Annotated in this window: 14 protein-coding genes and 1 pseudogene; all 15 read left to right on the forward strand. The window is 47.7% G+C overall.

Annotated elements, in window-relative coordinates:
- Position 1: 1 nt before the first annotated feature.
- The 15 genes and pseudogenes from PV433_RS21230 (at position 2) to prfB (ending at position 15,269) form a co-directional block, all read left to right on the forward strand.
- Positions 2–574 (forward strand): DUF6470 family protein, encoded by a 573-nt coding sequence (locus PV433_RS21230; protein WP_317891225.1) that lies wholly within the window; start codon positions 2–4, stop codon positions 572–574.
- Between the two features lie 70 nt (positions 575–644).
- Positions 645–1,127, forward strand: coding sequence for a flagellar assembly protein FliW (fliW, locus tag PV433_RS21235; protein ID WP_190929266.1), 483 nt, complete (start codon positions 645–647; stop codon positions 1,125–1,127).
- Positions 1,108–1,359 carry a carbon storage regulator CsrA gene (gene csrA, locus PV433_RS21240; RefSeq protein ID WP_190929267.1) on the forward strand — a complete coding sequence of 84 codons (252 nt, stop codon included), beginning with the start codon at positions 1,108–1,110 and terminating at the stop codon, positions 1,357–1,359. Before fliW ends, csrA begins: the two co-directional genes overlap by 20 nt.
- A gap of 196 nt (positions 1,360–1,555) precedes the next feature.
- Positions 1,556–1,979: pseudogene (locus PV433_RS21245) on the forward strand (flagellin N-terminal helical domain-containing protein); the annotation flags it as partial.
- A 2,036-nt stretch (positions 1,980–4,015) separates the two neighbouring features.
- Positions 4,016–4,345 carry a flagellin gene (locus PV433_RS21250; protein ID WP_332074120.1) on the forward strand — a complete coding sequence of 110 codons (330 nt, stop codon included), beginning with the start codon at positions 4,016–4,018 and terminating at the stop codon, positions 4,343–4,345.
- A gap of 153 nt (positions 4,346–4,498) precedes the next feature.
- Complete coding sequence (gene fliB / locus PV433_RS21255; protein ID WP_332074064.1) at positions 4,499–5,737, forward strand: flagellin lysine-N-methylase; 1,239 nt, start codon at positions 4,499–4,501, stop codon at positions 5,735–5,737.
- A gap of 81 nt (positions 5,738–5,818) precedes the next feature.
- Positions 5,819–6,169, forward strand: coding sequence for a flagellar protein FlaG (locus PV433_RS21260; protein WP_332074065.1), 351 nt, complete (start codon positions 5,819–5,821; stop codon positions 6,167–6,169).
- Between the two features lie 22 nt (positions 6,170–6,191).
- Positions 6,192–7,706, forward strand: a complete 1,515-nt coding sequence (gene fliD / locus PV433_RS21265; protein WP_332074066.1) for a flagellar filament capping protein FliD — start codon at positions 6,192–6,194, stop codon at positions 7,704–7,706.
- Between the two features lie 23 nt (positions 7,707–7,729).
- Complete coding sequence (gene fliS, locus PV433_RS21270; RefSeq protein ID WP_190929270.1) at positions 7,730–8,125, forward strand: flagellar export chaperone FliS; 396 nt, start codon at positions 7,730–7,732, stop codon at positions 8,123–8,125.
- Complete coding sequence (locus tag PV433_RS21275; protein WP_332074067.1) at positions 8,118–8,453, forward strand: hypothetical protein; 336 nt, start codon at positions 8,118–8,120, stop codon at positions 8,451–8,453. Before fliS ends, PV433_RS21275 begins: the two co-directional genes overlap by 8 nt.
- Positions 8,454–8,865: 412 nt before the next feature.
- Positions 8,866–9,063, forward strand: a complete 198-nt coding sequence (locus PV433_RS21280) for a cold shock domain-containing protein (RefSeq protein ID WP_131016797.1) — start codon at positions 8,866–8,868, stop codon at positions 9,061–9,063.
- 346 nt (positions 9,064–9,409) lie between these two features.
- On the forward strand, positions 9,410–9,961 hold the full coding sequence (gene hpf / locus PV433_RS21285) for a ribosome hibernation-promoting factor, HPF/YfiA family (protein WP_332074068.1): 552 nt from the start codon (positions 9,410–9,412) through the stop codon (positions 9,959–9,961).
- Between the two features lie 216 nt (positions 9,962–10,177).
- Positions 10,178–11,272: a site-2 protease family protein gene (locus PV433_RS21290; RefSeq protein WP_332074069.1), complete on the forward strand. Its 1,095-nt coding sequence runs from the start codon at positions 10,178–10,180 to the stop codon at positions 11,270–11,272.
- 272 nt (positions 11,273–11,544) lie between these two features.
- Positions 11,545–14,049 (forward strand): preprotein translocase subunit SecA, encoded by a 2,505-nt coding sequence (gene secA / locus PV433_RS21295; protein WP_332074070.1) that lies wholly within the window; start codon positions 11,545–11,547, stop codon positions 14,047–14,049.
- A gap of 106 nt (positions 14,050–14,155) precedes the next feature.
- A protein-coding gene (gene prfB, locus PV433_RS21300) for a peptide chain release factor 2 (RefSeq protein WP_190929275.1) occupies positions 14,156–15,269 on the forward strand; the annotation gives its coding sequence in 2 pieces (ribosomal slippage) (positions 14,156–14,227 and positions 14,229–15,269; 1,113 coding nt in all).
- Positions 15,270–15,450: the final 181 nt, after the last annotated feature.

Below are 15,450 nucleotides of genomic sequence, written 5' to 3' on the forward strand. Positions count from 1 at the left end.
GGTGCCCTCGATTCCCCAAATCCAAATATCGCAGCAGTATGCCAAGCTTGGCATCGATGCGGATCTTGGCCGTTATGAAATGAAGCAGCCCAGGCCCACACTCGAGCTCGAACAGCCGCAGGCTAAAGTAGAGATGAGACAGCCTCAAGGCGAGCTGAAGATCGACCAGAGCCGGGCGTGGGATGCTTTGTCCCGAACTAACATTTTGGAGGTTATGCATCGGATTTACGGGCAAGCCCGCGAACTCGCGATGAAGGGAACCGCCAGAATTGTTGAAGATGGGAACCGTATGGCGGCGATCCATAAATCGAAAGCCGATGCTATACCGGAACTCGCCATGGACGTAAGAGTAAGCTTCCCCGAGATGGTGTATGCCGGCGAGGCCTCCTTCGACAACGTGGACATCTCTTATACGGCCCGCAGGCCAGAAATTAACATTACGCCAAGTCCCGTCCATTCACGAGCGCAGCTGAATCCTCCACAGGTCGACTACTACAGAGGAAAGCTGGATATTTACATGCTGCAGTACAACAAGGTGGAAATAACTCCTCCTGCGTTTGATACAAGAGTATAGGAACGTATAAACTATAGGGTAACGACTATAGTTTTTTTGTAGTTTCCGAACCTGTAGGAGTGTGAGATGGATGATGAAGATACAAACATTGCAATTTGGCGAAATTGAGATCCGGGAAGACAGTATTCTCACGTTTGAACACGGCTTGCCGGGATTTGAGAACTTGCATAGGTTTACCGTGCTGACACCGGATCCGGAGCTTCCCTTCTCCTTTTTGCAGGCTGTTGATGACGGGAACACCGCGTTCGTGCTAACTGATCCTTTTCTATTTTATCCGGAGTACGAATTCGATGTGCCGGAGGAAGTACAGCAGCAGCTTCAGATCATCGAGGGGCAGGAGCTTACCATATGGGCGATCGTCTCGGTCCGAGAGGAGCTGGCCCATTCCACCTTAAATTTGATGGCTCCGGTGCTGATTAACGGCAGCAAGCGTCTTGGGCGGCAATGTATTCTGCATGGCAGCGGCTACTCGACCCAGCATCCTCTGCATGTAAAAGCTGAAACGGCTGCAACAGCTGAAGAGGGGGATGCACATGCTCGTATTAACACGTAAAAAGGGCGAGTCTATTATGATCGGGGATACGATCGAGGTCGTCGTCCTGGGTAGTGAAGGAGATGCGGTGAAAATCGGGATCAAAGCACCGCAGCAAGTGCAAATTTATCGCAGCGAAATATATGAGATGATCCAAGTATCGAACCGGGAAGCGACACAATCCGTCGGACTTGTCGATAAGTTGAGTCAATGGATGAAGAAACCGGAGAAAAATGGAGAAAACGATAGATGAATCTCGAATAGACGGGGAAAACAGCTGATAATTGTCGATTATCGGCTGTTTTTGTTTGAATTTGACATGAACATAAGTAACAGTTCCTTCCGATATATAAATCAGGCGCTGTATTGTCCGGGCGGCCGACCTGGCAAACAGTAAGACCGAGCTCCCACAAGGATGTGGGGATACCTTTCAAGGAGGAAGAAAAACAATGAGAATTAATCACAACATTGCGTCTCTGAACACACATCGTCAGATGACCAACAACACTGCTGCAACTAGCAAATCGCTTGAGAAGCTGTCTTCGGGTCTGCGTATCAACCGTGCAGGCGACGACGCTGCAGGTCTCGCAATCTCCGAGAAAATGCGCGGACAAATCCGTGGTTTGGAGCAAGCTAGCCGCAACTCGCAAGACTCCATCTCGTTGATCCAAACGGCTGAGGGTGCTCTGAGCACGACTCATAACATTCTGCAACGTATGCGCGAACTTGCTGTACAAGCAGCGAACGACACTTCGACAGATGCAGACCGCGCAGAACTGCAAAAAGAAGTTTCTCAGTTGAAATCCGAAGTAGACCGGATTGCTAGCACGACTGAGTTCAACACTAAGAAATTGTTGAACGGTAGCTTGTCTGCTGCTAAGACGGCTCAAGGTTCTGTTGAAGTATCGAATGCGTTCAAGGCCGGTGATATCCTCGCAACTGGTGGAACAGCTGCTGCTGGTTTAGAAGCTAGCATTAGCTCTTCCTCTGCAGGACAAACGGGTACTGGCTATTCGTTAACGGGTAAAGGCGTACTCGCTGAGAAAACCATTATCCAAACTGGAGTAAATGACAAGTTTATAATTAATATTAACGGGAATAATGCAGCCGCTGAAGTACAAATTGCCGCTAGCACAGGTAATGGATATTCGCGTTCTGAATTAGTGGATGCAATAAACGAAGCCATAAAGACGGCTGTCGGTGCCGCAGATAGTAAATCTCAGTTTAATCAAGCGGTAGCAAGTTTAACTGCGGATAATCATCTTAAGATTACTACTGTAGCGAATGGTAGCTCGGCAGGAATTAGCCTCACAGCGACAAACTCGGCTACAGCTGGACAAAGTGCTTTGATGGCGTTGGGCTTTAAAGGAAAAGCCGACACTATTACTGGAACTGCAGACTTGAAGAGCGGATTTACTACAACTGCTGCAACTGATCTTGATTTCTCTTTAAAAATTGGTGCAGCCGCCGCCAAAGCTATTACTTTCGGTTATACGGCTGGAACTAGCTATACATTTGATAAAATTAAAACAGACTTGCAATCTAAGTTGGATACTGCGTTTGGAGCAGGGATCGTAACAGTTGGAGATGACGGTAACGGGCATCTGAAACTTACCTCTAACATGGGAACCGATACATTCCAAGTAACTGCAACAGGCACAAATCTGTTTGGTACAGCTACTTCCAACGCTGTCGCCGAAACTTTAGATCCTGCAACCATCACTAAAGGAACCAATACAATTAATGCAGTTACAGCTGGAACGGTTATTTCTGCAGGCTCTAATGATCAGATATCCTTGAGTGTTGATGGTGAAGCCGAACAGACAATTTCGTTAAAGGCCGGCAACTATAGTACAGCAAAAGACTTGGTTAACGAAATAAATAACCAGATCAACAGCAACAGCAGCTTGGTTGGCAAAGCAAGAGCAGAATTAGATAGTGAAACCGGAAAGATTAAGTTTGTATCCAATTCTACTGGTGCAGCTTCGAAAGTAATTGTAAACACAGCATCATCTGCGGCTGCAGCGATCGGATTTGCTGGTTCGGCAGGTACTATTAAGGGTAACGATATAGCTGCAGGCGTGGATTTCACCGGAGCTGCTGGAGATACTAAATTCGATGTTACTTTGGGCAACAAAAAAGTCACTATCGATCTGTTGGGGCAACCTGGAATTAACACAACTACTTTGACTCAATCTGACTTGAGTTCACGTGATGCTGTCGTCACCGCGCTGCAAAGCCAATTGGATAAAGCATTTGGAACTGGAGCTATCACCGTTAACACTTCAACGTCGGGTGCAACAGATACTCTTTCATTTACAGCAAATGCACGTTCCTCGACATTTAAGATTGAAGATGGCACTGGTGGAGCGGCAGGTTTGCTCCTTGGTGGAGATAAATCAGCTACAGTTTCCTCCTCTGGTGTAAATGCAACAACAGGTGGAACAGATCTGATAAAAGGTTCTTTGTCAACTAATACGGCACTTTCTACTTTGTCCGATGTTGATGGAAATAATCTTGGTATTAAAAAAGGAAACGTAATTAACATTACAGGAACCCAGAACGGTAATGGATTCGCATCTTCGATAACCGTAGGTGAGGATTCGAGTGTTGCAGATATCCTGAACTCTATGCGTAACTTGGATGCATTCCAAGGCTCTACTATTTCCCTGGATACCACTAGCGGTAAAATTAAAGTTACAGGAGCGGATGGAGCGACTAAAGATATTTCCAACCTTAAATTTACCGCTCAGAAATCGTCAACTGATACAACTGGTGTTGCGAGCTTTAATACCATATTTGGTGGGTTTACTGAGACACAAAAAGCGCAAAATGCAGCATCTGATACATCGCTTTCGATGCAGATCGGCGCGAATGAAGGCCAACTATTGAAAGTGGATATTAATGAGATGGGAACTCAAGCCCTCCGCATTCAAGATGTTGATGTATCTACAAGTAAAGGTGCACAAACTGCGATCAGTGTTGTTAACAATGCACTGGAAACTGTATCCGCTGAGCGTTCCAAGCTTGGTGCATACCAAAACCGTTTGGAGCACACGATCAGCAACCTCGGAACTTCCGCGGAAAACTTGACGGCATCCGAGTCCCGGATCCGCGACGTAGACATGGCGAAAGAAATGATGGACTTCACGAAGAACAACATTCTTTCTCAAGCTGCACAAGCGATGCTGGCTCAAGCCAACCAACAGCCGCAAGGCGTACTGCAATTGCTTCGTTAATCGACGGCAATATCAAAAAAAGACGGGCTCCTCAAAGGGCCCGTCTTTTTTTATTGTAGCGATTCTCACGAAAAATTGTCTACAAAATTATAGGGAACTCTCCGATATAGTAAGGAGAAGCTGTTTTACTAACATGAGCGAGGGGGACGTATAATGGGGAGAAAAGGGGTAGTTCTAGTTCCGAGCTATATGAGAACATTTAGTTGCATAGGTTCAGCCTGTGAGGATACATGCTGCGCGGGTTGGAGGGTTGAGCTCGATATAGAGACTTATAAGAAGTATACAACGATCAGGGATCCAGAACTTAAACGTATAGTAGATAAGAAGGTTACTAGAAACAGGTCAAACCCAACTAATCAGGCCTACGCGAAAATCAAGCCAGTTGGTGATAATTTGTGTCCATTCTTAAATGAAGAAAAGTTGTGTTCCATGCAGTTGAAGAAGGGAGAAGAGTACCTCTCTACAGTGTGCTCAGCTTATCCGCGAATTACTAATATAGTAAATAGTGTGATAGAGCGATCTGCTACAGTATCTTGTCCGGAGGTAGCTAGGCTTGCATTGCTTAACCCCGATGGAATAGAATTCGATGAAGTAGAAGAAGAGATTGGAGGAAAGATCAACCTCATTAAAGTAATGAACTTTAGTGAATCAGCTAAAACAAAACTAGAGGATTATTTCTGGGAGTTGCGTATTTTTTCGATTCAAGTCTTACAGAATCGGAATTATTCAGTAGCGGATCGTCTAGTGATTCTTGGATTTTTTTATCAGAGACTTGCAGAGATCGCGAAAGAAGGTCAAATCGGCTCTATTGAACAAACAATAGCTAATTTTATGGCGATAATCCAGGACGAATCTCTTCATGACACGATTAAAGAGATTCCGTCAAATACGGCTATACAAATGGAACTCTTAAAAGAGCTTGCCGATGAGCGGTATTTTGCAGGTTTTAGTAGTCAGAGGTACTATAATTGCTTCAGTGCTTTTTTAAGTGGGATAGAGTACACGTTAACTGAAAAAATTGAGGATATTGCAGTTCGATATCAAGATGCATACGTGAACTTTTACCTTCCGTTCATGAAAGACCATGAATATATACTTGAAAATTATCTGGTTAATTACGTATTCAAAAACACATTCCCGCTGTCCGGTAGTAAAGATTTGTTTGAGGAATATGTCCGGATGGTAGTGCATTTTGCCTTAATTAAGATGAATCTGATAGGAATGGCTCGTTACTACAAAGAGGAATTTTCTATTGATCATGTTATATTACTAATTCAATCCTTCTCTAAGACAGTGGAACATAATCAATTTTTCCTTAATCATGCCTATAAACTCTTAGCCCAGAACGGATATACAACCATGGCCTATATGGCAGTATTAATCAAAAACTAGTCAATCATTTAAATTCAACTAATAAATAGTCCTGCTCCCTCCGATATATACCCTATAGGAATGTTATACGGAGGGATTTTCATGGAAAATCAACCAATTGGGGGAAGTTATCCTAAGATCCCGTCTTTAGTAAGCGATATGACCAACACGATTCAGAATGCACAAGAGCTTAAGAAGGCGGAATTACAAGGGGAACATATCTCCATCAGTGAAGAGCAGCTTATTATGGCCATCGATAGAGCTGTACAAGCGGTACAGGGACCTGCAACAGTACTGGATTTCTCGATTCACAAAAGCACCAATCAGATTATGGTAAAGGTATTAGAGCGCGATACCGGGAAAGTGGTTAGGGAAATTCCTCCGGAAAAGATGCTGGATTTCGTCGCGAAGTTATGGGAAATGGCCGGTATATTGGTAGACAAGAGAGCTTAACTGTCGAAAGTGGGTGATAATAATGCCATTACGAGTGGCTGGATTGAGTGGATTCGATGTAGATAATACCGTAAAAGAGTTGATGAAAGCCCAGCGTGTGAAGTACGATGCTTTGGACCAAAAGAGACAAACGTTTGAGTGGTCTAGAGACGAGTACCGGGATACGAATCTTAAATTAACGGATTATCGTAACAATAAGTTATTTAAATTCCGGTTAGAAGGTACCTTTAATAAAAAGGAAGTAACGGTTTCCGGGGATTCGGAAGCGGTATCAGCCAAGGCGACTGCTTCCACGATGAACAGCAATGTCACGATCTCTGTTCAAAAGCTGGCAACCGCTGCATCCAACTTTAGTGATGCCGAAGTTGCAAAAAAGGAATTTGACCGGACAAAGCCTCTGGCCGAACAAAAGGATAATCTTCTTAACGGCGCACCGCTACAAACAACATACAAGTTTAAGATCAACGGCAGCGAAGAAATCGTAATCGATACAAGCAAAGAGTCGTTGAATGACGTTATTGCCAAGATCAATCAGAAAACGAATGTAACGGCCTATTACGACGAAAGCAAGAGACAACTGTCTTTTATGGCGAAGCAGACAGGACTTGTCGAGGGCCTTAATGAGGATGGGACCCTTAAGTTTGAAGGGGAGTTTCTGACTGACGTATTGCAAATCAAGCCGGATAATGCGAAAGAGGCCAATGACGCAGAAGTCACAATCAACGGCCTGGTAACTACCCGCACTAGCAACACGTTTGCCGTAAACGGTATTGAGATTACGCTTAAAAAGGCCGGAGGCTCAGATGCCACAATCGAACCGAAAACAAAAGTCGATGAGGTTGTCGAAGCCATTAAAACTTTTGTTACCGAATATAACGATTTTCTGAAGCAAACGCAGGACAAGCTTTCTGAAAAAAGAAATCGTGACTACCTTCCATTGACAGATGCACAAAAAGAAACCATGTCCGAGAAGCAAATCGAGCAATGGGAGAAGCTGGCCAAGAGCGGGATGCTGCGTAATGATTCCATATTGGCCAATATGGTCACAGATCTACGTTTCGCAGTTACTGGTATTGTCGATACCGGGCATTCGACCATCAAGTCCTTAGCGTCGATCGGAATTGACACCGGAGATTATACGGAAAAAGGGAAGCTAGTCATCAAGGACGAAACGAAGCTGCGTGCTGCCATCGAGAATAACCTTGAAGCGGTCCAGACGTTATTCACACAACCAATAGGTGAAGGCGAGGATGGGGCCAAAGGCGGCATTGCCAATCGGATGTACGCCCGGCTGAAGGATGGCCTTGATGAACTGATCGAGAAAGCGGGTGCTCCCAATACGACTTCGTTTGATCAGAGTATAGTGAGCACAAGGCTTCTCGAAGTAAATAAACAGCTTGACCAAATGGACAAAAAGCTCAGAACGATGGAAGACAATTATTATAAAAAATTTGCTGCAATGGAAGCTGCGCTTAATCGGTACAACTCCCAATCGGCCTATTTGGCAAATGCGTTTGGCACTGGCAAGAGCCAGTAACGAGGGAATGAGGAGGGACATCCATGATTCAATCACAGCCGAATAAGTATCTAGAAAATTCTATTCAGACAGCTTCTCCCGCACAGCTTCTCGTTATGCTTTGTGATGGGGCGATACGTTTCTGCAAACTAAGCATAGAGGATATTCGCAAAAACGATATTACCGCTGCCCACAATCATATTTTTAAGGTTCAGGATATCATTAGTGAGTTTGTGATTACCTTGGATCAATCTTTGCCAATCGCGAAAGACTTGTTGCGTCTATACGATTATTTAATCTACCGATTGATTCAAGCCAATACCAAAAAAGAAATCGAGCCGCTCGAAGAGGTTCTCGGTTACCTGCAGGAGTTCAAGGAAACGTGGATTCAAGCCGCCAAAATCGTAAACAGCCAAAGAAGCGGAATTCAACATGGATAGTTTGATTGGGAAGCTGGAGATTATCACGGAGCAACTCTTAGGGTCCTTACAATTCGCCAAGCAGGAAGAGTTAGAGGACTTTATTGAGCAACGACAGGCATTGATCAAGCAACTGGTGGAATTAAAGATTACCCCGGACCAAGCATCATTTCATCGTAACCGGGTGATCGCTTTGCTTGAAAAAGATTCAATAATCACAGCGAGAATATCCGAAATCCAGGTGGAGAACCAGAGCGGTATAACTAGAATGAATTTGGCTAAAAAACAAAAAGCTACCTACGAGGCGGATTACGTAATGGATCCGTTCATGTTTGATAAAAAAAAGTAAAAAAGTACGATGATGAGCGCTGCATGGTTATGCAGTGTTTTTATTTTTTATTGGAACTGCAGGCTGCGGCAAAATTCGGTCTATCTCGTTAATATAAAACAATTGAAGCAGGGGTGCACCGAAGCCGCTTTTCAAGTGCATCTGCCCCTTCCATTTGTATTTTCTCCTGTGCACAACTGAATAACTACCCTGTGGATAATGTGCATAACTCTGTGAATAACTAATGAAAACAAGCTTTCATAATGTGTATTTCTTGTAAATAGCCAAATTTTCGTGCAATTCGGGCAAGCGAGAATTGGGCAAGGCTGGGAGAGAAAGATTGCGCTTTCACGTTGACATTCGGCAGGGCTGGTGGTATAGTCAGGGTGTGGGCAAGACCCGCAGCTATTTGAAGATGAAGGGAATGTTTTGCATGCAAGGTAAAGTAAAATGGTTTAACGCAGAAAAAGGTTATGGATTCATCGAGCGCGAAGACGGCGGAGACGTATTCGTTCACTTCTCGGCAATCCAATCGGACGGCTTCAAGACTTTGGAAGAAGGCCAAGCCGTAGAATTCGACATCGTGGAAGGCGCACGCGGTCCGCAAGCAGCTAACGTCATCAAATTATAATCAACCGGCTGTCAGCCGCGATTGAATATATACGCTAGCAGCGAAGATGCCCCGGGAAACCGGGGTGTCTTTTTTGCATGAATTTGGAACACTAAATCCCCGTGGAAATGAAAATCCGCTGGGGAGCTGCCACTCCGCTTAAAGAGCTGATCCCTACAGCTGCTAAGGCTCTAATTCCCACCTGTAGGCCTATCTTCTACGCTTGGAATTCCCGCTATTTTCAAGGTGTGAACATTGTGCAACAACAATAATCAGAATTGTTTAATTATTTTGAATTATTGTAAAGTTTTTTTGAAGTAGGCTCCTTAATATGATATAGTAGAAGTATGAAAGGAGCTGTTGAACAATGAACTTTACCATTCGCGGTCAAAACCTGCTGCCCACCGACGCACTAAAAGAGTACGCTGCTAAAAAGATCGGAAGGCTGGAAAAGTATTTCGAAGCTGCTCCCACCTCTGACGTGAACGTCACGCTCAGCGTAGCCAAAAACATGCAGACGGTAGAAGTAACGATTCCGCTGCCTGGAGTGCTGCTGAGAGCTGAGGTTAAGAACGAGGATATGTACGCCTCGATCGATTTGGTGACCGAGAAGCTCGAGCGCCAAATCCGCAAGCATAAAACGAAAGTAAACCGCAAATTCCGGGGAGACGGTATTCGTACATTGTTCAGAGAAAGTTATGACGGCTCGACGGCAGTGAAACTGGACGAGGAAGATGAAGATCTGGAGCTGGTTCGCACGAAGCGTTTCAATCTGAAGCCGATGGACGTAGAGGAAGCGATCCTGCAAATGAACATGGTCGGTCATAACTTCTTCGTATTCGCTAATGCCGACTCTAAGGAAGTGAATGTGGTTTACCGGAGAAACGACGGCAAGTACGGCCTCATCGAGCCGAACTGAAGCCTAACACATAGTAACGAACGGCATCCATAACGTTAATAACCCGCCTGATCCTGAAACGGATCAGGCTTTTCTGCGTATAAGAATCTAATAACCAGCACGGAGAAACCGAATTCGGGGGACGCTAACCTAACGTAAAGACTTAACGTCATCACGGTTTTCACCATTGAAAATGAAAGCAGCGGTGAGTGAAGTAGCCGCAGGGAGGTTGGTACATTGGACAACAAGCCGGCCAAACGCAACGGCTGGTGGCTTTTGGGAGCCGCAGGGCTGTTTATTCTGAGCAAAGGCAAGACGCTGCTCGCCTTATTCAAATTCAGCAAGTTCGGCACAGCCATCATCAGCATGCTCGTCACCGTGTGGGCCTATACGATCGTGTTCCCGTTCCAGGTGGCGGCGGGTCTGGTGGGGATGATCCTTATTCACGAGCTGGGACACATAGTCGCAGCCAAGCGCAAGGGTCTTCCGGTAAGCGCCCCGTTTTTTATTCCTTTTCTTGGGGCGATGATTATGCTAAAACGGAATCCGCGGGATGCCGTAACGGAGGCTTATATCGCTTATGGAGGCCCGCTGATCGGCACGTTAGGCGCTACGGCGGCCTACGTCATCGGCTGGCTCGGCATTCAAGCTGGCGGAGGCACCGGATGGTACATCTGGATCGTTATTGCCAAGATCGGGTTTATTTTAAATTTGTTCAATTTGCTTCCGATGCAGCCGATGGACGGCGGGAGAATCGCTTCGGCGCTTAGCAGATGGCTGTGGATTGTAGGGCTTGTCGGCGGAGCGTTGCTTATCTTTTACTTGAACGCCTGGATACTGGCGATATTCTGGGTTTTGTTCGCCTACGATTTATATAAGAAGTATATCAAACGGGTCAAGACGTCGCCTGTCCAATATACGGTGCGCTGGGAAACCCCGCTCGTTCCTTTACTGGAGGCCGGTTACTTTATCCCGGGAGAAGAGCACCGAAGAGAGCTTCCGTTCAGCACCTCCAGTACGATTGAGAACGGTGTGCAGCAGCTTCATGTGAAATGGGAAGGCCTTGGTCTGGAGCATACGGCAGATTTGCAAGGACAATCGCAAATCCGTAAGGTGGAAGTTGTTCGGGTCTTCAAAAAGACGGACGAAGAGGAAGAGCCGAAGCTTGTCATATTTTTGCAGGTGCAGGGCGATACTCATGAAAATGATACGTACTATGAAGTTCCCCCAACAACCCGTCTGAGATACGGAATCGCCTATTTCGGGCTAATCGCTTTTTTGGTGTCGATGCTGTGGGTCATCCAATCTATGGCAATGCCGGTCATTTCGTAACCCGATCAGGGCCCGTCGGTACAAGCCTGTTGTTGCGGCGGCTTGCGCAAACTGTTACAATTTATGCAAACGGTTTGTCGTGAAAAAGGACGTTATCCTGTAACATTCGGAACGATTGTCTCGTCTGAAACACGGAACGATTATCAAGGACCTTTACGGCGCTTTGCCTGATTGCAGCGGCACGAAGGTTTTTTAAAGCTTCATGGATTCGATGCTACAAAAAATTCGTTTGTTCCGTCCGACGGACTACGTATAGCGAAAGGGGTTCTCGCATGCTGGGACTCGTAAAAAAGATATTTGGCGATTCGAACGATCGCGAGATTAAGCGATTGATGCGAACGGTAGAGATGATCAACGAGATGGAGCCTCAGATCAAGGCACTGTCTGACGACGAGCTTCGCAACAAAACGGCGGAATTCAGATCCAAGATCGAAGCCGGAACTGAATTAAACGAGCTTCTTCCAGAAGCTTTCGCGGTCGTACGCGAAGGGTCATGGAGAGCGCTGGGCAAACGTCACTACGATGTGCAGCTTATCGGAGGGATGGCGCTTCATGAAGGCAAAATCGCGGAGATGCGGACTGGTGAAGGGAAAACGCTGGTCGGTACGCTGCCGGTTTATTTGAATGCCTTGCTCGGCAAAGGCGTCCACGTCGTTACGGTCAACGATTATTTGGCCCAGCGGGACAGCAATGAGATGGGGAAAGTGTACGAGTTTCTGGGCATGACGGTTGGCGTCAACCTGAACAGCTTGTCCCATTCGCAGAAACAAGCGGCATACGCCTGCGACATTACGTACGGAACGAACAACGAGTTCGGCTTCGACTATTTGCGCGATAACATGGTGCTCTACAAAGAGCAGATGGTGCAGCGTCCGCTTTATTATGCGGTGATTGACGAGGTCGATTCGATCCTTGTCGACGAAGCGCGGACCCCGCTTATTATATCCGGACAAGCAGCCAAGTCTACGGACTTGTATTATGCGGCCGACCGGTTCGTAAGCCGGCTGGCTCCCGAAGAGGATTATACGGTTGATATCAAGGTAAGATCGGTCAACCTCACCGAAGCGGGCGCGGCAAAAGCGGAGAAGATGTTCGGCATCGAGAACTTGTACGATCATGCGAACGTCACCTTGAACCATCATATCTCCCAAGCGTTGAAAGCTCACGTTATCATGAAACGCGACGTAGACTATGTCGTTCAGGACGATGAGGTTATTATCGTGGACGAGTTTACCGGACGCCTTATGGTGGGCCGCCGTTACAGCGACGGTCTGCATCAGGCGATCGAAGCCAAAGAGCAGATGAAGGTGCAGAACGAGAGTATGACCCTCGCCACCATTACGCTGCAAAACTACTTCCGGATGTACCGCAAGCTGGCCGGGATGACCGGTACGGCGAAGACGGAGGAAGAAGAGCTCAAGAAAATTTACGGTCTCGAAGTTGTCGTCATCCCGACGAACAAACCGATGATCCGTAACGACATGCCGGATACTGTATACAAAAGCGTGAACGGCAAGTTCAAAGCGGTTGTCGATCAGATCGTAGAGCGCCACAAAAAAGGCCAGCCGGTACTCGTCGGTACGATATCGATCGAGAACTCGGAACGGTTGTCCGACATGCTTAAGAAAAAAGGCGTACAGCATAAAGTACTAAACGCCAAATACCATGCCGAAGAAGCGGAGATCGTATCCCGCGCGGGCCAGCCGAACTCGGTCACTATCGCCACCAACATGGCGGGACGGGGTACGGATATTGTGCTCGGCGATGGAGTTGCCGATATCGGCGGTTTGCATATTATAGGTACGGAGCGTCACGAGAGCCGGCGGATCGATAACCAGCTTCGCGGACGCGCGGGCCGTCAAGGCGACCCGGGTTCTTCGCAATTCTTCTTGTCGATGGAAGATGAGCTGATGCGCCGTTTCGGTGCCGAGAACATCATGGGCATGATGGATCGGATCGGATTCGAGGAAGATCAGCCGATCGAGAGCAAGCTGATTACCCGCGCGATCGAGTCTGCCCAGAAACGGGTGGAAGGCAACAACTTCGATACCCGGAAGGTCGTCCTTCAGTACGACGACGTCATGAATCAGCAGCGTGAGATTATTTACAAGCAGCGCCGCGAGGTGCTGGAGCACGATAATATCAAGGAAATCGCGCTCGGCATGATTATGCCGGTCATCGAGCGGATCGTCAAAGCCCATACGCCGGTTGATCAGGTGCCGGAAGAGTGGGATTTGGCGGCGATCGCCGAATATGCGAATTCCACGTTCCTTCAGGAAGACCAACTGAGCGCCGACGCATTGTGGGGCAAGGAACGCGAGGAAATGATCGAATATATCGAGAAGCTGGTTAAAGAGATGTACGACCAGCGCGAGCAGGAGATCGGTCCGGACAACATGCGCGAGTTCGAGAAAGTCGTTCTGCTGCGTGCGGTTGACAGCAAGTGGATGGATCATATCGACGCGATGGAGCAGCTTCGTCAAGGGATTCATCTTCGTGCTTACGGCGGAACCGATCCGCTTCGCGAATATCAGTTCGAAGGATTCGAGATGTTCCAGGAAATGATTGAAAACATTCGCGAAGAAGTGGCCAAGTATATCATGAAGGCCCACGTCGAGTCGAACCTGGAACGTCAGGCGGTAGCCGAAGGGCAAGCCGTCGATCCGAAGGCGGAAGCGGAAGGCAAGCGCCCGGCCCGCGCCGAGGACAAAACCGGACGCAACGATCCTTGTCCATGCGGAAGCGGCAAAAAATATAAACAGTGCCACGGCAAGTAAGCGAGCTTGCTATTGGCTAAGGCAAGGCGGCCCCCTTGACAGGGGGCTTCCTTTTGCCGATGGACCAGCGGGCGTGGCCTAATTTGAGACAGAGGTGAACGGAATCATGTTGGAAGCAGATGTAAAGCAGGATTTACGGGAAGTGGCCAAGCGAATTCAAGACCTTAGGGGGTCTCTTTGACTTAGATCTGAAGCTGGAGCAGATTGGTAACTTCGAAGAGAAGATGGCCGCTCCCGATTTCTGGGACGATAACGAGAAAGCGCAGAAAGTGATCGGCGAGATGAACGCGGTCAAGTCGGTTGTCGACGAGTTCCAAGGACTCGCTTCGGCTTACGAGGATATCGAAGTGATGCTGGAGTTGGCCGAGGAAGAGGGCGACGACAGCATGGCGGCGGACTTGACCTCAAGCATTCGCGAGCTGCATGCGAAGCTGCAAGGCTTCGAGCTGCAACTGCTGCTGAATCAGCCGTACGATAAGTACGATTGCATTTTGGAGCTGCATCCGGGCGCCGGCGGTACCGAGTCCCAAGACTGGGCCGACCTGCTGCTCCGCATGTACCGCAGATATTCGGAGAAAAAAGGCTTTAAGGTGGAGCTGCTCGACTACCTGCCGGGTGATGAAGCAGGCGTGAAGAGCGTTACGCTCTCCATCAAGGGGCACAATGCCTACGGTTACTTGAAGGCGGAGAAGGGCGTGCACCGGCTGGTACGGATCTCCCCGTTCGATGCATCCGGACGCCGTCATACGTCGTTTGTATCGTGCGACGTCGTTCCGGAGATTGAGGAAGACGTAGAGGTCGAGATCCGTACTGAAGATTTGCGGGTCGATACGTACCGGGCGAGCGGAGCGGGCGGACAGCACGTCAACCGGACCGAGTCGGCCGTGCGGATTACGCATATTCCAAGTGGAATCGTCGTAGCCTGTCAGTTGGAGCGGTCGCAGATTCAGAACCGCGAACGCGCCATGAAGATGCTTCGCTCGAAGCTGTACGAGAAAAAGCTGGAGGAGCAAGCCAAGCATCTGGCCGAGATTCGCGGCGAGCAATCCGATATCGCATGGGGCAGTCAGATCCGCTCCTACGTGTTCCATCCGTACAGCATGGTGAAGGATCATCGTACCCAAGCGGAGACCGGGAACGTTCAAGCGGTCATGGACGGCGAAATCGAGCCGTTTATCGATGCGTACTTGCGTCATCAAATAAAACCGGCTGACGTTTGATGAATATACAGGGAAACCTTTATCCTACACTATAGTGTAGGATTTATTTTTAAATCGTACATAGTTGAAGTTGATTTCTTCTTTGGAGACGTACTGCCGGAGAGGACGATGCAGAGACGTAGGCTTGAGCAGAAGCACATCGCAGCCGCCTCCGCACAACCAGGCACCGCTGAATAGAGGG

It is taken from the genome of Paenibacillus sp. GYB004, from assembly GCF_036577605.1.
GTDB lineage: Bacteria > Bacillota > Bacilli > Paenibacillales > NBRC-103111 > Paenibacillus_AB > Paenibacillus_AB oceani.

Coding starts and splice junctions, on each gene's coding strand:
- secA (WP_332074070.1), top strand. CDS start 11,545: ATGCTGGGACTCGTAAAAAAGATATTTGGCGATTCGAACGATCGCGAG.
- hpf (WP_332074068.1), top strand. CDS start 9,410: ATGAACTTTACCATTCGCGGTCAAAACCTGCTGCCCACCGACGCACTA.
- PV433_RS21280 (WP_131016797.1), top strand. CDS start 8,866: ATGCAAGGTAAAGTAAAATGGTTTAACGCAGAAAAAGGTTATGGATTC.
- PV433_RS21260 (WP_332074065.1), top strand. CDS start 5,819: ATGGAAAATCAACCAATTGGGGGAAGTTATCCTAAGATCCCGTCTTTA.
- fliD (WP_332074066.1), top strand. CDS start 6,192: ATGCCATTACGAGTGGCTGGATTGAGTGGATTCGATGTAGATAATACC.
- fliW (WP_190929266.1), top strand. CDS start 645: ATGATGAAGATACAAACATTGCAATTTGGCGAAATTGAGATCCGGGAA.
- PV433_RS21275 (WP_332074067.1), top strand. CDS start 8,118: ATGGATAGTTTGATTGGGAAGCTGGAGATTATCACGGAGCAACTCTTA.
- fliB (WP_332074064.1), top strand. CDS start 4,499: ATGGGGAGAAAAGGGGTAGTTCTAGTTCCGAGCTATATGAGAACATTT.
- PV433_RS21250 (WP_332074120.1), top strand. CDS start 4,016: ATGGGAACTCAAGCCCTCCGCATTCAAGATGTTGATGTATCTACAAGT.
- fliS (WP_190929270.1), top strand. CDS start 7,730: ATGATTCAATCACAGCCGAATAAGTATCTAGAAAATTCTATTCAGACA.
- csrA (WP_190929267.1), top strand. CDS start 1,108: ATGCTCGTATTAACACGTAAAAAGGGCGAGTCTATTATGATCGGGGAT.